Genomic DNA, 17,951 nt, shown 5'->3' on the forward strand with positions numbered 1-17,951 from the left:
ATGAGCCTCATCTCGCATGATAGTGCCGGCGGCATGCGCGAAGCGTCCCGCCGGCGCTGCGCGCTTCGGCGCAGAGCGGAATATGACGCGTTCTCCGTCTGTGCAATTCTTGTTGCGGGTGTGGTGCTTCTTTTCATCGGAAGCGCCATTCTTGCCATTGTGGCGGGCGGCGTTGCCCATTTCGGCGAGGCCATTTCGTCTGACGAGGTGTTGTTCTCGCTGCGAATGAGCGTTGTCACATCGAGTATATCTACGGTGATATGCGTTGCGCTTGCTTTGCCTACTGCATATGCTCTGTCGCGAACCGCGATGCCGTTCAAACGCGTTGCGGAGGTTCTGATGGAGCTCACGCTATCGTTGCCATATATCCTCTTGGGCTTTGCGTTGCTTCTTATCTTTTCATCTCCTATCGGAAAAGCGCTGCGTGAGGTGGGATTTGCGGTGGTGTTCGAGCCGACGGGCATCGTTTTCGCGCAGCTTATCGTCAATCTGCCGTTTGCCATCCGCATGGTGCGCACTGCTTTCGCCGACATCGATCCCAGGATGGAGTTCGTGGCTAAAACGCTGGGTGCTTCGTCGGGCGACGTGTTTCGCACTATAATCCTGCCCCAATGTCGCAACGCGCTCATCAGCACGCTCGTGCTCACATGGGCTCGCGGCATGGGTGAATTCGGCGCGACCCTCATGCTTGTAGGCGTCACGCGCATGAAGACCGAGACGCTTCCCGGAAGTATCTATCTGAGCATATCGACCGGCAATAACGAAACCGCTATGGCCACCGCCATGATCATGCTTATTCTTTCTGCCGCGACGCTGGTGGTTGCCAACGTGCTCAACCGGCCGGCTGGCGTTTCGCGTGTGGACGGCGGCAAAAGGCGCAAGGGGCGCTTCGCTCGGACGGGGCGCAGCTCGATGGAGGGCTGACTATGGCGGGAAGCGTAAGAATCGAGAATCTTCGCGTGACTCGTGGCGATTTCACGCTTACGGTCGGCGGTTTGTCCATCAATCCCCGGGAGATATTTGCCATCCTGGGGGAAACGGGCTCGGGCAAAACCGTGCTCATGGAGGCTATTGCGGGCGCGTTTCCGTTTGATGAAGGCCATATTGTTCTCAATGGCATGGATGTTGACGAAGTTGCCGTGCAGCATCGTAGCCTTGGCGTCGTGTATCAAGATTACGCGCTGTTCCCCCACATGACCGTTCGCGAAAATATTTCATACGGCCTGCGTATGCACGGTGTTTCTTCCGACGAGATTAAGCATCGGGTCGACTGCCAGCTAGAGCTGTTTTCCATAGCGCACATTGCCGATCGCTATCCCGGTATCATAAGCGGGGGAGAGTCGCAGCGCACCGCGCTCGCCCGCGCGCTTGTGCTGGAACCCGAGATCCTTTTGCTGGATGAGCCGTTCTCGGCACTCGATCCTACGACGAAGCAGCGCATGTATGCCGTTCTGCGCGACATACATCAGCGGTTTGATTGCACTATCGTGCTGGTGACGCATGATTTTAACGAAGCTGTTCAGCTTGCCGATCGCGTGGGAGTAGTGCTGAACGGCAGATTGCGCATGGTTGCCGAGGCGAATCGCCTTTTCGACATGGGGCACGACGAGGATGTGAGACGTTTCCTTGGGCGATAGGTCATGCGAGAAGCTGCGTCATTGCTCTCTGTGCGTGTTTGCCGTACGCTCTGCGGAGTTTTCGAACCGAATGAGGGATAGGTGAGCGTGTTGCTCCCATTTCTGCTATACCATGCAGGAACGAAAACGGCCCATGCCACTGGCTCGTTGGGTGCGTGAAGCGGGCGGCGCTATGCGTCGTCAGGGCGAAAGGACATCTGCATGCACGAACTTGGAATCATGACCGGCGTGGTTGAGAGCGTGGGCGCGGCCGCGCGCAACGCCGGCGCCGACAAAGTGCTCAAGGTGTCGCTTTCCGTGGGGGTGATGACCGAGGCGATCGAGGATGCGCTCCAGTTTGCCTTCGAAGCGCTTTGCGAGCAGGATCCTCTGTTCGAAGGGGCGCAGCTCGACATCACCATGGTGCACCCCAAGAGCCGCTGCACCGAGTGCGGCCTTGTGTTCAATCATGACCGCTATCATGTGGTGTGTCCCGAATGCGGCGGCTTTGCCGAGCTGCTCGAAGGCAAGGAGCTGCGCATCGACAGCATCGAGGTCGACATTCCTGATGATGAGGAAGAAACCGAAAGGAAATCGTCATGAAAATAGATCTGCATCAGCCCATTCTCGACAAGAACGATCGCATTGCGAGCGAGAACCGCGACCTGTTCAAGGAGAAGCGCGTGTTCGTGCTCGATCTTTTGGCGAGCCCCGGCAGCGGCAAGACTTCTACCATTTTGGCCACCATCGAGGCGCTGCGCGATGAGTTCAACATTGCCGTCATCGAGGGCGACATCGCCAGCAACGTGGATGCCGAGCGCATCAGCGCCCAGGGCATCGCTGCGGTGCAGATTAATACCGGCGGCGCGTGCCATCTCGAGAGCGATATGATTCGCCGCGCGGTGAATGCCCTCGATTTGGACAGCCTCGACCTGATTATCGTGGAAAACGTGGGCAACCTGGTGTGCCCCACCGATTTCGACCTGGGCGAGGGCGCTAAGGTGATGATTCTTTCGGTGCCCGAGGGCGATGACAAGCCGCTGAAATACCCCGGCGTGTTCCAGGTGGCCGAGGCCATCATTCTGAACAAGGTGGATACCATGAGCGTGTTCAACTTCAACGAGCAGGCGTTCCGCGACGCCGTGGAGCAGCTCAACCCCAAGGCTCCTATCTTTCCCATCGCCGCAACCAAGGGGCAAGGCGTCGATGCTTGGGCTGACTGGTTGCGCGCCAAAATCCGTGCCATGCAGGAGGCCTAGCGCACGAATCGCTGCGCACTATCGTTTCCGCCGGCCTTTGGTCGGCGGATTCTTTTTTGTAGCCGTAAGCCGCGTAATCGCCTTGCAATCCGCGCACGCTACAATGACCGAAATAACGACGACGAGGAAGGACCGATCATGACTCCCGAGGATCAATACCGCATATGCGTAGACGGCTTGAGTGATTTTGCCGCGGGCATTGGCGCGACCGATGTGGTGCTGGGGCTTTCTGGCGGAATCGACTCGAGCCTTGTTGCCTGCATGTGCGTTGACACGTTCGGCGCTGATCATGTGCATGGCTACATGCTGCCCGGCCCGTATTCCAGCGAGCATTCGCTCGTGGATGCGCAGGAACTCGGCCGCAATCTGGGCCTGCATGTGGAACGCGTCTCTATCGTGGAGCCCTATGAGGCGTTCGCCCATGTGCTCGGTCCCCATTGTGCCGCCGATTGCGCGTCGTTCACCGGGCTGGCCGCCGAGAATACGCAGGCGCGCTGCCGCATGGTGGTCCTCATGGCGCTTTCCAACGCGCACGGCTGGATGATGGTAAACACGGGCAACAAAAGCGAGGCCATGATGGGCTACTCCACGCTCTATGGCGATACGGCCGGCGCATACGCCCCCATCGGCGGCCTGTACAAGACCGACGTGTTCGCGGTCTGCCGCTGGCTCAACGAGAGTGCTGCGAGGAAGGGGATGACGCCTCCCATCCCGGAGAACGTCCTCGTCAAGCCGCCGAGCGCGGAACTCGCGCCGGGACAGAAAGACGAAGATACGCTGGGGTCGTATGCCGAGCTCGATAGGATTCTGATTGACCATGTCGAGCGGGGGATGGATGCCTCGGCGCTCATCGCCGCGGGATACGATGCCGAGGAGGTCCGACGGATAACCGGCCGCGTTTCTTCATATGAGTTCAAGCGGGCGCTCGAACCGGATTTCCCCTCTATTCCCTACGTATAGGCATGCAGGACGGATGGTTCTTGTTTCGCGGCTGACTTTGTGAAAACCGGTGTGCTTTTCGGCATGCCGGCCGTCCTCCATGCGTTTGGGATGCCACCCGAGCTACTCGAACAGATCGATGAGCTCTTGACGTTTATGGACGTCGAGCTTCGTATAGATGTTGCGTATATGCCCGCGCACGGTGGTGGGGGAAAGGCAGAGCTCCTCGGCGATGTAGGTATTTGATCTACCGCGGGCAAGGTAGGCGAGCACTTCGGTTTCGCGTTCGGTGAGCTTGTGATCGGTGGCCAGCATGTCGCATATACGCTCGACCGACGGATGGGTCTCCTCGTTCGGAGTTTGTGCTTCCGGGGCGTCGTCGACTCCCTTCGTCGATCGGGCTTTCGTTTTTACTTCTTCTGATGCGTTTGATGCGGACTCGGGTGCCCCGACCCTTCTCGGGGTTCCATGCTTGCGCCGCCTGTCGCGCGAGAAGAAGACGAGCGCCATGGCGAGAAGGTAGATCACGGCACAGCCCAGTACCAGGAAGCGCATCGATGCCGAAACCTTCTGCGCATCGCCCTGGCCGAAGGTATAGCCCAGAAGAAGGGCGCCGAGCAGGCATGCGCTCGCCGCGGCGGAGCTGATTCCGAGGAGCTCGTAGGAGGAGACGCGGTGCTTGTTCGCCGCGCGTGCCACCTGGTAGGTGATGAGAATCGCCATGAAATCGTAGCTCAACAGCAGGAGGGTGCTGAACATGCGGGAGTATCCCTCGCTCATGAACGGGACGAATGCCACCATCGCGGCGATGATGGGGAACGCGATGCGAAACGCGGTCGACGCCTTGGGGGCGCGGTGCGTTACGAATGCGAAGACGCCGAAGATGATGGCGGCGACCGTCATGGCGACGTGGGGCACGCCTCCCGATCCCTCGAAATGCATCCCAGCGGCAAGCATGAAGCTGTTGACGAGCCCGACGACCGCCTCGAGCACGCAAAACGCGATCAGGGTGTCGCTTATCTCGTCGAAAGCGCGGAAGCGAGATGTCCTGCTGGCGGGTATCTCGGGGGTAACGGCCTCGTCTCCGAGGGTCGGAGGGAGCGCCTTTCTCGCATAGGCGAGAAGCGCGGCACCCGCCAGAACGGCAAAAAGGGTCTCGATGGTTCCGAAGGGGGCGGGCATGTTGGAGAAGGCGTAGCGCGCGACGACGCCGACAAGGGTCCCGCATGCGATATGCACGACCGCATCTATCGGCCTTTCCAAGGCGAAGAGCTCTATCCAGGCGAGCGAAAGCAGCGTGGATCCGACGGCGAAGATTGCCGCCGATGCGATGTGCCCCTCGACCGGGGGAAGCGCATCGAAGGCTCCTGTCGAGGCGGCAAGACCGCAGAGGACCAGCAGAAGGGCGGGCGGCCAGATGGGTATGGAGAAACTCGGCAGATGCCCTCGGGCGGAGAGGACGGCAATCGCCGCGGCGCAAAGAACCGTCACTGATGCGGAAGTCACGTTGAACGCGAGATCGGTCATAAAGATGAACGAGCTGTCCACGAGCGAGAAGCGGGAGAGGTAGATTCCCGAGTTCGCCGAGCGCAGCAGGCCGTAGCCCGCGATCATGGCAATCGCGATTCCAAGCGCATAGGTGTTCTTCAAAGCGTCGGTGCACTTCGCCATGTGGTCCCCTCCCTCGATTCAATAGGGACATTGTACGCGAGGCGGGCACGAAACGTATTGGAAAGGAGCGTCTACGTTGCTTTGAGACGCCTCTTCCTTTCCGCAAAAGCCCCTCCAATTTGAAGCGGGTCGTTGGCCGGCCTTGCTTCGTGCGCGTCGGGGAAGCGTAACCTTCTCAATTGAAATAGCAATTGAACAGGCATTATGCAAAACAGTCCATTTTGTACGGTTCGCTTTTCGGGGAAAGGGAGCACTATTGCGGCATCTTCGGACGCCGATTAGGGAAGGCGTCGAGAAAAAGGAGGGACTGTTATGGAAACAACGCTCAATCGCCGCAACTTCCTCAAGGGTGCGATCGCGTCTGGCGCGGTGCTGGTCGCGGGCAGCGCTCTTGTGGGCTGCGCTTCCAACGGCGGCAGCGCCGCCGCCGAGGGCGATTCGCTCGTGGGCTACCAGCCCATCGAGTTCAGCGAGGAGACCGACGTTCTGATCGTCGGCACCGGCATCGCCGGCCTGTCCGCCGCCATGGATCCGGTCGAGGCGGGTTACAAGGTCATGCTCGCCGACAAGCGCGACACCTACGGCGGAGAGAGCTTCATGGCTTGCGGCGTCATGAACATCGCCGGCTCCCAGGCGCAGAAACGCGCTGGCATCGAGGGCGACCCCGCCGAGAAGTGGGAGAAGTATGCTCCCGTTCTCGAGCAAAAGGGCGAGACCGACGACATGGAATACAAGAAGAACGTCTACCTCTATCAGACCGAGTGGGCCGATCGCGTTGAGGCCGATTACGGCGCCCAGTTCCAGCCCCTCGATGACTACAAGGACACCGGCGCCCCCACCTCCATGCTGCTTCCCGGCCGCGGCCTGGGCGACATGACCGCCGTCCTCACTCCTGTCGTCAACGGCCTCGAGGAGAAGGGCGCCGTGATCGAGCTGAATCGCAAGGCGACCAACTTCATCGTCGATTCCGAGGGGACCGTCATCGGCATGCGCTTCGTCGATCCCACCAACGACAAGATCGTCGACGTGAAGGCGAAGAAGATTATCATCGCTACGGGCGGCTTCTCCTGCAACCAGGTCATGGTTTCGGAGTACTTCCCCGAGCAGGCTCGCATGTGCCCGCTGACCGTGTACTCGATGGGCGAGGGTCACGAGCTTTGCCGCTCCATCGGCGGCACCTATGCCCACATGGACATGCATGCCAACCTGATGAGCGACCTCGCGCAGGTCACCGTTTGGGGCTACTTCGGCCGCAACGTGCAGGTAACTCCCCAGGGCAAGCGCTTCATCAACGAGGACCAGTCCCATGATTCTCCCGACGCCGCCGGCCAGATGGGCCTCGGATTCTGGTGGCAGATCTTCGACAGCCAGCTGATCAACGGCTCCCAGAAGTGGAACGTCGAGCTGAACATGAAGGGCAATGCCGACAAGCTGGTCGGCCCCTGCGAGACCCTCGACGAGCTGGCCAAGGCCATGGAGGTTCCCGCTGAGAACCTCAAGGCCACCTTCGAGGAGTATGACGGATACGTCGATGCCGGCGAGGACAAGGCGTTTGGCAAGAAGCTCTTCCTCGAGAAGCTCGAAGCTCCCTACTATGCTTTCAAGCATGCTCCTTTCCGCTACAAGACGCATGGCGGCCTGAAGATCGCGACCGACAGCCAGCTGGTCGACGGCAGCGGCAACCCAATCGCCAACGTCTACTGCTGCGGCTCCACCACCCCCGACTCCGGCAGCGACCTTTCGCCCAACGCCGGTTCCGGCCTCGTTTCCGGCAAGGCGGTCGTCGCGGCGCTGCAGGCCGAAGGATCCGCCGAGTAGGCAAACTCCTTCCGAGAAGCCGATTCGCGGCATCCGTCGCGGGCAAGAGCCTTTTCCCCTCCACGGAGGCCCCCGATTTCGGGGGCTTCCCTTCGTTTGCGGCCCCAACGCGCCGTTTCCGTAAAACTGGAAAGATGGTCGATTCTTTTCGGCTAAACTGATTTCGTCGCGTGCCCGTATGCTTTGTTCGCATGCCTGAATCGTTCATCGATGCAAAGGCTTTCGATGTCGGACAACAGCCCGATTGGGGGGCGCGCCCAAGTAAAACCGTCTCTTAGGAGGAAAGCCATGCCCAAGATCACCCGTGATCAGGTGAAGGTGCCCGTCGACGTCGCGGCCGACGCTCGCGAAACGTACATCGACAACTACATGGCCGCCACGCACGGCACCGGTCGTTTGATGCTGTTCGCTTGCGATCAGAAGATCGAGCATATGAACGGCGACTTCTATGGCGAGGGCATCGATATCGCCGACCTCGATCCCGAGCATCTGTTCCAGATCGGTTCCCAGGGCGTGTGCGGCGTGCTCGCCGGCCAGCGCGGTCTTATCGCGCGCTATGCCGCCGATTACCCCGAGATCAACTACCTGGTCAAGATGAACTCCAAGACCAATCTGGTAAAGACCGCCCAGAGCGACCCCTACAGCCCGCAGCTGCATGACCTGGAGACCGTGCTTGCCATGCGCGAGAACGGCGTAAACGTGGTGGGCCTGGGCTACACCATCTATCTGGGTAGCGAGTACGAGGCTGCCATGATGTCCGAGGCCGGCCAGCTCATCGCTGAGGCGCATGAGAACGGTCTGCTGGTGGTGCTGTGGATTTATCCGCGCGGCAAGGCAGTTACCGACGAAAAGGCTCCCGAGCTGATTGCGGGCGCTGCCGGTGTGGCGCTGTGCCTGGGCGCGGACTTCGTGAAGGTGAATCCGCCCAAGGCGTGCGAGGACTCCACCTCCGCCGAGAACCTGTCGATTGCCTCCAAGGCCGCCGGTCGCACCGGTCTGGTGTGTGCAGGCGGCTCCACAGTGGATGCCCAGACGTTCCTCACGCAGCTGCATGACCAGATTCACGTGGGCGGCGCGTGCGGCAATGCTACCGGCCGTAACATCCATCAGCGCAGCCTGGACGAGGCAGTGCGCCTGACCAAGGCCATCAGCGCTATCACGTTGGCCGATTACTCCGTGGAAGACGCCCTCAAGGTGTTCAACGGCGAAGAGGATTTCACTTTGTAGTTTCGCCGTTCTGCCGAACGGCGAAACGGGCGCATGAGACGTCCTGACGCTGCGGCCCGTTCTCGCACCGAATCTTCGCGCGTTCCCAGGGGCTTGCGTATGCCATACGCGGCGCCCCTGCGAACCCACGAATCTCCGGTGCGAGAACGGGCCTCGCTGTTTCGTTCCGATTCCGTGTGGTTTCGAGTTTCTCTATCGTTTCGTATTGTTTCTCGATGGAGACACACGTACGAAAAGCCGAATCGGTTGTCGCAACGATGCCGTCCTTCGGGGCGGCATCGTTGCATTTTGGGGAGTGGAATTGCCGCGGTTCGGTCGCGTACAGGCGGTGGGCGCGGTATCATGGTGCCAATCATCCCCAATCGATTGGAGGCGCCTATGGATTTCCCGTACCTGTCGGATTCGAAAGTGTTCTACGCGTTCAGCAAAGATCTTGAGCCGGCGCTTACCGTGCCGTCCGGCGAAACGGTGACCATCCGTACAAAGGACTGCTTCGGCAACCAGATTCAGATGCCGGATGACGAGATCGACAACATCGATTGGGACGCCATCAATCCTGCTACCGGCCCGATTTATGTGGAAGGCGCCAAGGCAGGCGGCGCGCTCAAGGTCGAGATCGAATCTCTTGCGTTCGACGGCACGGTCATATGCTGCACCGGTAAGGACGAGGGCGTGTACGGCGACCGCCTGGACGGATGGAGCAAGCGTGTGTGCTCCATCGAGAACTGCATGCTGACGTGGGATGACAAGGTGCAGCTGCCCCTGCGCCCCATGATCGGCGTCATCGGCGTTGCCCCGGCGGGCGATCCTGCGAACTGCGGCACGCCCGGCGCACACGGCGGCAACATGGACAACACCAAGGTCGCTCCCGGTGCCACGCTGTATTTCCCGGTGGCGGTCGACGGTGCCTTGTTCGGCTGCGGCGATATGCATGCTGTGATGGGCGACGGCGAAGTGAGCGTGTCCGGCGCCGAGGCGGCTGGCCATGCCACGGTTACGCTCACGGCGCTGCCGGAGCTTTCCATCGATACCCCGCTTATCGAGAACGCGGACGAGTTTGGCGTGATCTATTCCGCGGAGTCGTTGGATGCGGCGGCAGACGGCGCCGTGCACCGCATGGTTGACCTGGTGGCGGACCGCACCGGAAAAGACCCTGCTGACCTGGTGATGCTGTTCAGCTTGTGCGGAAACGTCGAAGTGTGCCAGATGGTCGACCCCGAAAAGACCGTGCGCTTCATGGTGCCCAAGAAGGTGCTTGAAGCTTACGGGTTCCAACTGTAATAAACACTGCTTTAGAAAAAGAGTTGATAAGAAAGCTAGTATCTAAATTATACTAGCTTTCTTTTTATGACAGTATTGCGCAAGGAGCATACAGGAGGGGCTATGCAGTTCGTCAGCCATTCCGTAGAAGAAACCCAGGAGCTTGCGCGCCGTATGGCGCAGCAGGTGCAACCCGGTGATGTCATTTTGCTGGTGGGGGATCTGGGCGCCGGGAAGACCCACTTCACGCAGGGGGTTGCGGCGGGTCTCGGTGCGCCCGATGTGCCAACCAGCCCCACATTCAACCTGGTGTGCGAGTACCATGGCGGGCGTCTGCCTTTGTATCATTTCGACCTGTATAGGCTGGAAGATGCAAGCCAGCTGGACGATATAGACTATTGGGGCATCACGGAGGGCGATGGGGTGAGCCTGGTGGAATGGGGCGACAAATTTCCCGAGGCGTCTGACGATGCCTGCCTGACCCTTCGCTTTTCGGTGCTGCCTGATGGTGCGCGTGCGATTGAGCCCGTGCCTCATACCAGGCGCGGCGAGGCGCTTGTCGGTGACATGTCGAGCGAATCAGACGCGTGAAGCGTGTGGCGGCCGACAAGCCAGGCCCCGGGTTTTGAACTCGCCAAAAGGGCCGCCTTGCGGTTGAGCGAGCTCATTGCTCGATAAAGGCCTCGCTCTGCGCCCTCTCCGCTTGAACTTCTCCTTGAACGTCGCCCGCCGTCTGCGCGGGCGACGTTCGTTTGCGTATCGTGGCTCTGCTGTAAAGAATGTGCAATGCGAGGAGACGATATGCTGCAAGAGGGCAAGATTTGGATGGGCGTAGGCGATGTTCCCGTCAACCTGCTGCTTAACCAGGCGAACCGCCACGGGCTGATCGCCGGAGCATCGGGCACGGGCAAAACCGTCACGCTCAAAGTGATGGCCGAGGGCTTTTCCAAGGCCGGTGTGCCCGTGTTCATGGCCGACGTTAAGGGCGATGTGACCGGCATGGCCCAGGCGGGCGAGGACTCCGAAAATATCAAGAAGCGCGTTGAAAAATTTGGCCTAGAGGGGTTTTCGCTCGAGGGATGCCCGTGCCGCTTCTGGGATATGCTGGGCGGCGAGGGAATTCCGGTGCGCATCACCGTCTCCGACATGGGCCCCACGCTGCTGTCGCGCCTGCTGGGTTTGACCGAGGCGCAGGAGGGCGTACTCAACATCGTATTCCGCGTGGCCGACGACAAGCAGATGCTGCTCATTGACCTCAAAGACCTTCGTGCAATGCTCAACTATGTTGCTGAGCATGCAAAGGAATACGAGACGTCCTACGGCAAGGTTTCGTCGCAATCGGTGGGCGCCATTTTGCGCGAGCTCATCGCGGTTGAGGACCAAGGCGGAAACGTGTTCTTCGGCGAGCCTGCGCTCAATCTTGCCGACTGGATGCAATGTGCGCCCAACGGCCATGGGTACGTGAACGTGCTCAACGCCGCAAAGCTCATCCAGAGCCCTCAGATATACGCGATGTTCCTCCTGTGGATGATGAGCGAGTTTTTTGAAACCATGCCCGAGGCGGGCGATCTGGACAAACCCAAGTTCGTGTTCTTCTTCGATGAGGCGCACCTTCTGTTCAACAACATGCCCGGCGAGCTGCTGGATAAGATCGTGCAGGTGGTGAAGCTCATTCGCTCCAAAGGCATAGGCGTGTATTTCATCACGCAAAGCCCCTCCGATATTCCCGACGAGGTGCTGGCGCAGCTCTCCAACCGCATACAGCACGGCCTGCGTGCATACACGCCGGCGGAGCAGAAAGCCGTTAAGGCGGCTGCGCAATCGTTCCGCGCCAACCCTGCGTTTTCGGCGGAGGAAGCCATTCTTGAGCTGGGCACGGGCGAGGCGCTGGTGTCGTTCTTGAACGAAGAAGGGCAGCCCTGCGTGGTGGAGCGCGCTAAGATCTTGCCTCCGCAATGTTTGATGGCAGCCGCCTCGGAGGAGTGCATGAAGGCAGCGCTGGCCAACCAGGCGCAGCTTATGGAGAAGTACGGCACGGCAATTGACCGAGAATCGGCTTTTGAAGTTATCGCTGAAGAGGCGCAACAGGCGGCTGATGCGGCGAAGCTCGAAGAGGAGCGTGCTGCGCTTGAGGCCGAGCGCGCCGAGCTTGAGAGGCAAAAGGCGAAAGAGGAGGCCAAGGCCGCAAAAGAGGCCGAAAAGGAAGCGGCGCGGGCTGCCAAGGAAGCTGAGAAAGAGGCCGAGCGTGCAGCCAAGGCGGCCGAGAAGCAGAAGCAGGACGCAATCAAGGAAGTCACCAAGGCGGCGGGCTCCATCCTGGGGCAAATCGGCCGTGAGGCCTCGAAGCAAATCATGCGGGGTCTGTTCGGCACCCGCAAATAGCTCGTATCGCTGGCCGTCATGTCGCGGATTGTGATGGGGCCTGGATGTGATCGGTGCGTGATGAGCCCTGCAAAGCAAGCGTGTTTGGCGGGGCTCATCGCGTTTGTGCCCGCTGTATTTGTGCCTGCCGCGTTTGTGCCCGTCACGTTTGCGCCTGTCGCGTCCCAACCCAAAAGGAGGACTGGTCAAATCCCCCTTGCATGTTGCGGTGGGTTTTCTTCGGCGGATTATTCCGACGAGGCGGTGCGCAATTTGAGTTCGCGTTTACGGGGCTTGCCTTGCGAGCTGCGCCAGGGGAGTGGAGCAATGCCCTGGCGGGAAGTCGAGAAGCGCGTTATGACGCTCGAGTGGCGAGCCCGCTTAATTCTGCTAGTAAATCTGCCAAAGTGGTTTGCGCCAGGTTGCTGCGCAGGGCTTCCTGTGCTTCATGCAGGCGCTCGTCGAGCAGCGCATGCATATTCTTTCCCACGGGGCATTCCGGGTTGGGGCTCTCGTGGAAATTGAACAGCTCGCCTTCCACCGACTCCACCGCGTCGAACACGTCTAGCATGGTGATCTCGCTTGCAGGTTTGGCCAGGCTTGCGCCGCCGGTACCTGCGGCAACGTCGATAAGCCCTGCGTCTTTGAGCTGCACCAACGCGCGGCGAATTACCACAGGATTGGCATTCACGCTGCCCGCGATGAACTTGGATGTGGTGCGATGTTTCCCGTCGAAGTACGCGATGCACAAAAGCGTGTGCATGCCAATGGTGAACCTGGTTGATATCTGCATGAGGGTCCTTTCCTTCGACAGTCTTGTAGGGTGCAGTATGTCCGCATGCGCAGTATGCCCCAACCGAACTTTCTACCATCGTATGGTCTGGTCAAGTATGCCCGCATGCGCAGTGCGTACGCGTGTGCGGGCACCGTTACCGCGGTCACGCGGGCGCAAATTAATGCCTGCTGCACCCTTTACCCTGTTCATAGTAGCAATTTCGTGCTGTAAAAACAATTATTACAACTTTTCTTGAAATTTCTTGATGTAACTATTGACATTACATCATAAGGGTGGTTTACTGCGTGCTGTCCAATGATGTAACAATTAAACTTACATCATTATAAAGAGGGCAAGCAGGGGAGGCGTGGTCTCTCGCAACCAAAGGAAAGGAATCCATCATGAAGATTGCAGTTGTGTGTGCAAACGGCAAGGCCGGCAGCCTTATCGTCAAAGAGGCCGTCGAGCGCGGCATGGACGTGACTGCGGTGGTGCGCGGCGAGAACAAAACAATCGCTCCGCACGCCATCCAGAAGGATCTATTCGATTTGACCGTCGCCGACCTGGCTAAATTTGATGCGGTGGTGGATGCCTTTGGCGCTTGGACGCCCGAAACGCTGCCTCAGCACAGTACCTCGCTCGCGCATTTGTGCGACATCCTGTCCGGCGCCGACATCCGTCTGCTCGTCGTGGGCGGCGCGGGCAGCCTGTATGTGAACCCCGAGCATACCGCCCAGGTGATGGACGGTGCCGATTTTCCCGAAGAGTTTAAGCCGCTGGCCTCCGCACAGGGAAAAGCGCTCGATGAACTGCGCAAACGCACCGACGTCAAGTGGACGTTCATTTCGCCTGCCGCCGATTTCCAAGCCGAAGGCGAGCGCACCGGCGCATACATCCTGGGCGGTGAGGAGCTGACCCTCAACGAACGCGGTGAATCCGTCATCAGCTATGCCGACTACGCCATTGCCATGGTTGACGAAATTGAATCCGGCGACCATATCCAGCAGCGCATTTCCGTGGTGCGCAAGTAGCTAGGATTCCAGAACGCGTCGCGGTGAATTCCCTTCCGCTCGCCACGACGCGTTGCGTGTCTTGGATATGCACCTGCTCTATTCTCGGAATTTGCGGCTCCGTCTGCGCAAAATACTGAGATTAGAGCAGCCCCTAAGGGGAGTTCTCAAATTATTTTGGAAACCACTTAGATAATGCCTGGTCAAAGGCGAATGTAAAACAGGGGTGCATGTCGAGGATCGCAAAAGCTGCTCTATTCCCGCAATTTTGGGCGCACTGTGCCGATAATTGCGGGAATAGAGCATTTGTCGAAGGCGGCGGGGTGGCGGCGCTCGCATGGGCACGGGCTCATGCCCTGCATCCCCTTGCTTGGCGCGAACGGTTCCGTGAGCGCGACGCATCCCTCCTCCCGGCGTTGCGCTCGCGGGTTCGTTTGGGGGAGAAATCGTACAATGGCGCAAAGGATGCGAAGATTGCGAGGCCGAAATGAATGAGGCAAGAAAGCGCGAGCTGCTGGAATGGTTGGTTGACTATCTGGTGCGTGAGCGAGAGCAGAGTCTGCGGGGCGACATCTCTCAAATATGGCCGCTGATCTGCGAGTAAGCGTAGGGCTGCGTCTGACGCGCTCCGCACGCTCTCGCCGCGTTCCGCTCGCCGCCGCAAGTACGCGGTGCCCTACACACGCCTTCTGCCCGTAAGCGCTCCGTGCCCCTAAATGCAATAGAGGGCTCCCCTTTGACGCAAAACCGCTGCTTTTTCGGCATGTTTCTCGTCGAAATGGAGTCCTCGACACGACAAGGCACCCGTCTTGCGCAGAATCCTGGTGACATCGCGCAGCTTCGGCGCGTGTCGCTTGTTTAGCAGGCGGGTGCCATGTGGCGCAAGCAATTGAACTTACGCGAGCTCCATTTGTGGATTCACTTCCGCATCTTTGGATCGGTCACGACGTGGCGGAAACCTGTCTTTTCCAGCAGACGGGTGGCGGTGCGGGCGGTTTCGGCGAGCTGGGCCACTTCTTCGTCGGTTAGCCCTTCAAGGCTGGCGCGTAGGTTGGCGTGGAGCTCGCGCGTGTGGTCGTCGAGCAGCAGCGTTCCCTTCTCGGAGAGCCGGGCGATTACCATGCGGCGATTGTCCTCGTCGCGGTCGCTTTCCACCAGGTCGCGTTCACGCAGGTTCTTGATGGCTCGCGTGGTTTGCTCGGGCGCGATGTTCACGTGCGAGCTGAGCGCCGACATGCTCATGGGGCCGTCGGCGTACAGCGTGAGCAGGATGTCCATCTGGGTTTTCGTGACCACCTCTGCTGGCGGGGTGGCCAGGATTGTTTTCTTGAACAGCTCGTGGAAGTACAGCGAAGCTTTGATCATGCTGTCTATGTCGCGTTCGTCAATCATGAACATCCTCCGAAGAATTGACAAAAATCCATTGACATTAATCAAGTGATACATACAATTGACGCTTGTCAAGTGTAATCCAAGCAATCGTGATGCGCAATCGAATCGCCGCCGCGGGGCGGCTTTCCTTTTTGTGGAGCGAGGGGGCAGCACGGATGCGTCGAAGCGTGCAGGGACGGCAGAGGCGCAAGCGCTCTGCCGGCGTTACATAGCAGATGACGAAACGTACGAGGGTGGCAGGCAGCAACCCGTTTCGCCGTCGACTTCATTTGTCGGCGGTACGCGCCTGCGTGCGGCATGCGGTATGTGGCGTGCCCGAGGCATGCAGCGCGCCGAAAAGCCCACAGGCACCTCGCTCTAATTCAAGGACCGCTCGGCCGTATTCGATGGCGCACCCCGATTCGTAGAAGAAAGAGAGGCTTATGGGTTCTTTGGGGATAACGAAAGAACAAAAACGTATGGTGATCGTGCTTTTGGCGGGCGCGGTGCTGGTCGTGCTCAATCAGACGCTGCTCTCGCCGGCGCTGCCCTCCATCATGACGCATATGAATGTGGATGCAACTACCGTGCAGTGGCTCACTTCGGCGTATGCCCTGGTTGAGGCTGTGGTCATTCCTTTGGCGGCATGGTTCATGGGGCGCTTCAGCACGCGTCAGCTCTTCATTGGCGGCATGGTGCTGTTCGGCGCCGGCAGCCTTGTTGCGGCAATTGCCCCGGTGTTCGCCGTGCTGCTTTTGGGCCGCGTCATGCAGGCCGCGTCCACCGGCGTGCTCATGGTCATGGTGATGTCGCTCATTCTGCTTTCTTTTCCGCGCGAAAGTCGCGGTCAGGCGATGGGCCTGGTGAGCCTGGTTATCGCCTTCGCTCCCGCCGTTGGCCCCTCTCTTGGCGGTTTGCTGGTTGACCTGGTGGGGTGGCGTGCGCTGTTCTGCGTCGTCGTGGTGTGCACGGTGCTCGTGCTGGTGTTCGCCGCAAAGGTCCTTGTGAACCGTGAGGGCTTCCCGCGCACGTCTGCCGACGCGCTGTCCATTGTGCTCTCGTCGCTGGGTTTGGTGTCGCTTCTGTACGGCATCTCGTCGTTCGCCTCGTCGCCTGCGCCCGCGGTGTGCGTGGCGCTTATGGTCATCGGCATAGTGCTGCTCTGCCTGTTTGCCTGGAGGCAGTTCAGGCTTGGCGAGCCCATGCTGCGCCTCGAGGTGTTCAAGAGCCGCCGGTATCGCACGGCGGCCCTGACGTGCGCCGTTCTGCAGGCGGTTCTCATTGGCCTGAGCGTGCTGATGCCTCTCTACATCCAAAATGTCCTGGGCCATTCAGCCACCGTGAGCGGCCTCATCACGCTGCCGGGTGCCGTGCTCGGTGCGTTGGGCAGCTTGTTCGCGGGCCGCATGTTCGACCGATCCGGCGTACGCGCCATCGCGCTCATCGGCGTTGTCATGCTGGTTGTGGGCTGCGTTGGCATGGCGTTCTACGACGTGAACGGCCTGGGCAGCACGGTTCCTTACGTCATTGTGGCAAACGCCGTCACGTGCCTTGCCATTCAGCTGCTGTTCACCCCTATCAACACGTGGGGCGTTAACTCCTTGAGCAACGACCTCGTGCAGCATGCGACCTCGGTCACCAATACCATGAACCAGGTTGGTGCTTCGTTGGGCACGGCGCTCATCATGTCGTTTAGCGCGGTGGGCTCTGCTGTCGCCACTCAAGGGTCCGAAGTTGAGCGCGTGTTTGCGGGATACCACGTGTCCTACATCGCGGTGCTGGTCATTTCGGTTGTCGCGCTGGTTATGATTGCGGCATTCGTCCGCAACAAAAAGGGCGATGCTGCGCCATCTGCCACTCGAGTGGGCATTAAGCCGGGTGAGCATCACAGCGTTGCGGATGTCATGGACGCCACTCCTGTAACCGTGCCCCAGGGCGCTTCGATGTCGTTTGCCGCGCGTGCGCTTATCGAAGCCGACGCGAGCGGGGCGGTTATCGTGGACGGCCAGGGAATGGCAAAGGGGTACATCTCCAACAGCGACATCCTGCGCACGTTCGGCGACGAGATGCAGACGGTTACGGGCGCGTCCGGATTCATGGCGTTGCGCATGCCCGACGACGAGAACGTGAAAGACCGTGCGCTTCGTATTGCCGATGTTGATGTGAGCGCAATCGCGACTAAGCAGGTCGTGGGTATCGCTCCCGATGCTTCGTTCGAAGACGCGTGCCGCATGATCGCCGAGAAGCGTTTGAAGGAGCTCCCGGTGCTCGATAACGGCAAGTTGGTGGGCGTGGTGCGTCGTCGCAGCTTGATGAAGTTCATTGCCGCCATGCTGACCGAGGAGGAAAAAGCGCACATTTCAAAGTAGCGCTGCAGCGTTTCCCGCGAGAAGCAATTGCTCTTGCTCTCGCTCCTATGCTTGTGTTTGTGCTTGCGCAGGGCGGTGGTCGAAAGACTGCCGCCCTGTTTATATCGGGGCCCTTTGCCTGGGCTGGGCGCTCGGTTCTGGAGGCACGGGTTGCCGAAAGGCGACAGGATTTGAAAAACGCCAAGTTGCCGAAAGGCGACAGAATTTCAAAAATGCCAGATTGCCGAAAAGCGCTCCGTTCCGATAGAAAGCTTAATGTTGCTAGCAAGCAGGAG

15 protein-coding genes are annotated in these 17,951 nt (G+C 59.6%); 12 read left to right on the forward strand and 3 right to left on the reverse strand.

Annotated features, from left to right (window positions below; translation table 11 throughout):
- From DMP06_RS07655 to nadE, 5 genes are all read left to right on the forward strand, one after another.
- Nucleotides 1–924: an ABC transporter permease gene (locus tag DMP06_RS07655; protein ID WP_245962430.1), complete on the forward strand. Its 924-nt coding sequence runs from the start codon at nt 1–3 to the stop codon at nt 922–924.
- Between the two features lie 2 nt (nt 925–926).
- Nucleotides 927–1,637, forward strand: coding sequence for an ABC transporter ATP-binding protein (locus DMP06_RS07660; protein ID WP_123209152.1), 711 nt, complete (start codon nt 927–929; stop codon nt 1,635–1,637).
- A 201-nt stretch (nt 1,638–1,838) separates the two neighbouring features.
- Nucleotides 1,839–2,219: a hydrogenase maturation nickel metallochaperone HypA/HybF gene (locus DMP06_RS07665; protein ID WP_123209153.1), complete on the forward strand. Its 381-nt coding sequence runs from the start codon at nt 1,839–1,841 to the stop codon at nt 2,217–2,219.
- Complete coding sequence (gene hypB / locus DMP06_RS07670; RefSeq protein WP_123209154.1) at nt 2,216–2,875, forward strand: hydrogenase nickel incorporation protein HypB; 660 nt, start codon at nt 2,216–2,218, stop codon at nt 2,873–2,875. Before DMP06_RS07665 ends, hypB begins: the two co-directional genes overlap by 4 nt.
- Nucleotides 2,876–3,013: 138 nt before the next feature.
- The gene (gene nadE / locus DMP06_RS07675; protein ID WP_123209155.1) at nt 3,014–3,835 is read left to right on the forward strand and encodes an NAD(+) synthase; all 822 of its coding nucleotides are present in this window, start codon (nt 3,014–3,016) and stop codon (nt 3,833–3,835) included.
- Between the two features lie 102 nt (nt 3,836–3,937).
- Here nadE and DMP06_RS07680 read toward each other — a convergent pair whose 3' ends face one another.
- Nucleotides 3,938–5,485 (reverse strand): helix-turn-helix transcriptional regulator, encoded by a 1,548-nt coding sequence (locus tag DMP06_RS07680; RefSeq protein ID WP_123209156.1) that lies wholly within the window; start codon nt 5,483–5,485, stop codon nt 3,938–3,940.
- 312 nt (nt 5,486–5,797) lie between these two features.
- Between DMP06_RS07680 and DMP06_RS07685 the strand changes: the two genes are divergently transcribed.
- The 5 genes from DMP06_RS07685 (at nt 5,798) to DMP06_RS07705 (ending at nt 12,172) form a co-directional block, all read left to right on the forward strand.
- A complete protein-coding gene (locus tag DMP06_RS07685) occupies nt 5,798–7,303 on the forward strand; it encodes an FAD-dependent oxidoreductase (protein ID WP_123209157.1) in 1,506 nt (501 codons plus the stop codon).
- A 288-nt stretch (nt 7,304–7,591) separates the two neighbouring features.
- Complete coding sequence (locus DMP06_RS07690) at nt 7,592–8,530, forward strand: beta/alpha barrel domain-containing protein (RefSeq protein WP_123209158.1); 939 nt, start codon at nt 7,592–7,594, stop codon at nt 8,528–8,530.
- Between the two features lie 378 nt (nt 8,531–8,908).
- The gene (locus DMP06_RS07695; protein WP_123209159.1) at nt 8,909–9,811 is read left to right on the forward strand and encodes an acetamidase/formamidase family protein; all 903 of its coding nucleotides are present in this window, start codon (nt 8,909–8,911) and stop codon (nt 9,809–9,811) included.
- Between the two features lie 102 nt (nt 9,812–9,913).
- Nucleotides 9,914–10,381, forward strand: a complete 468-nt coding sequence (gene tsaE, locus DMP06_RS07700; RefSeq protein ID WP_123209160.1) for a tRNA (adenosine(37)-N6)-threonylcarbamoyltransferase complex ATPase subunit type 1 TsaE — start codon at nt 9,914–9,916, stop codon at nt 10,379–10,381.
- 210 nt (nt 10,382–10,591) lie between these two features.
- Nucleotides 10,592–12,172, forward strand: coding sequence for a helicase HerA-like domain-containing protein (locus DMP06_RS07705; protein WP_123209188.1), 1,581 nt, complete (start codon nt 10,592–10,594; stop codon nt 12,170–12,172).
- Between the two features lie 334 nt (nt 12,173–12,506).
- Here DMP06_RS07705 and DMP06_RS07710 read toward each other — a convergent pair whose 3' ends face one another.
- Complete coding sequence (locus DMP06_RS07710; RefSeq protein ID WP_123209161.1) at nt 12,507–12,944, reverse strand: Rrf2 family transcriptional regulator; 438 nt, start codon at nt 12,942–12,944, stop codon at nt 12,507–12,509.
- A gap of 383 nt (nt 12,945–13,327) precedes the next feature.
- On the opposite strand from DMP06_RS07710, the gene DMP06_RS07715 reads away from it, so the two are divergent.
- Nucleotides 13,328–13,957 (forward strand): NAD(P)-dependent oxidoreductase, encoded by a 630-nt coding sequence (locus DMP06_RS07715; RefSeq protein WP_123209162.1) that lies wholly within the window; start codon nt 13,328–13,330, stop codon nt 13,955–13,957.
- A gap of 897 nt (nt 13,958–14,854) precedes the next feature.
- Here the strand turns inward: DMP06_RS07715 and DMP06_RS07720 are convergent.
- Nucleotides 14,855–15,328: a MarR family winged helix-turn-helix transcriptional regulator gene (locus DMP06_RS07720; RefSeq protein WP_161957863.1), complete on the reverse strand. Its 474-nt coding sequence runs from the start codon at nt 15,326–15,328 to the stop codon at nt 14,855–14,857.
- Between the two features lie 422 nt (nt 15,329–15,750).
- On the opposite strand from DMP06_RS07720, the gene DMP06_RS07725 reads away from it, so the two are divergent.
- Nucleotides 15,751–17,676, forward strand: coding sequence for an MDR family MFS transporter (locus tag DMP06_RS07725; protein WP_123209164.1), 1,926 nt, complete (start codon nt 15,751–15,753; stop codon nt 17,674–17,676).
- Nucleotides 17,677–17,951 lie beyond the last annotated feature (275 nt).

Source organism: Slackia equolifaciens (genome assembly GCF_003725995.1).
In the GTDB taxonomy this organism is placed as follows: domain Bacteria; phylum Actinomycetota; class Coriobacteriia; order Coriobacteriales; family Eggerthellaceae; genus Slackia; species Slackia equolifaciens.

Bases quoted from the DNA above. Each gene is read 5' to 3' on its own strand.
- hypB (WP_123209154.1), top strand. From the start codon at position 2,216: ATGAAAATAGATCTGCATCAGCCCATTCTCGACAAGAACGATCGCATT.
- DMP06_RS07655 (WP_245962430.1), top strand. From the start codon at position 1: ATGAGCCTCATCTCGCATGATAGTGCCGGCGGCATGCGCGAAGCGTCC.
- DMP06_RS07680 (WP_123209156.1), bottom strand. From the start codon at position 5,485: ATGGCGAAGTGCACCGACGCTTTGAAGAACACCTATGCGCTTGGAATC.
- DMP06_RS07705 (WP_123209188.1), top strand. From the start codon at position 10,592: ATGCTGCAAGAGGGCAAGATTTGGATGGGCGTAGGCGATGTTCCCGTC.
- DMP06_RS07695 (WP_123209159.1), top strand. From the start codon at position 8,909: ATGGATTTCCCGTACCTGTCGGATTCGAAAGTGTTCTACGCGTTCAGC.
- DMP06_RS07720 (WP_161957863.1), bottom strand. From the start codon at position 15,328: ATGATTGACGAACGCGACATAGACAGCATGATCAAAGCTTCGCTGTAC.
- DMP06_RS07690 (WP_123209158.1), top strand. From the start codon at position 7,592: ATGCCCAAGATCACCCGTGATCAGGTGAAGGTGCCCGTCGACGTCGCG.
- DMP06_RS07715 (WP_123209162.1), top strand. From the start codon at position 13,328: ATGAAGATTGCAGTTGTGTGTGCAAACGGCAAGGCCGGCAGCCTTATC.
- tsaE (WP_123209160.1), top strand. From the start codon at position 9,914: ATGCAGTTCGTCAGCCATTCCGTAGAAGAAACCCAGGAGCTTGCGCGC.
- DMP06_RS07665 (WP_123209153.1), top strand. From the start codon at position 1,839: ATGCACGAACTTGGAATCATGACCGGCGTGGTTGAGAGCGTGGGCGCG.
- DMP06_RS07660 (WP_123209152.1), top strand. From the start codon at position 927: ATGGCGGGAAGCGTAAGAATCGAGAATCTTCGCGTGACTCGTGGCGAT.
- DMP06_RS07725 (WP_123209164.1), top strand. From the start codon at position 15,751: ATGGGTTCTTTGGGGATAACGAAAGAACAAAAACGTATGGTGATCGTG.
- DMP06_RS07710 (WP_123209161.1), bottom strand. From the start codon at position 12,944: ATGCAGATATCAACCAGGTTCACCATTGGCATGCACACGCTTTTGTGC.
- nadE (WP_123209155.1), top strand. From the start codon at position 3,014: ATGACTCCCGAGGATCAATACCGCATATGCGTAGACGGCTTGAGTGAT.
- DMP06_RS07685 (WP_123209157.1), top strand. From the start codon at position 5,798: ATGGAAACAACGCTCAATCGCCGCAACTTCCTCAAGGGTGCGATCGCG.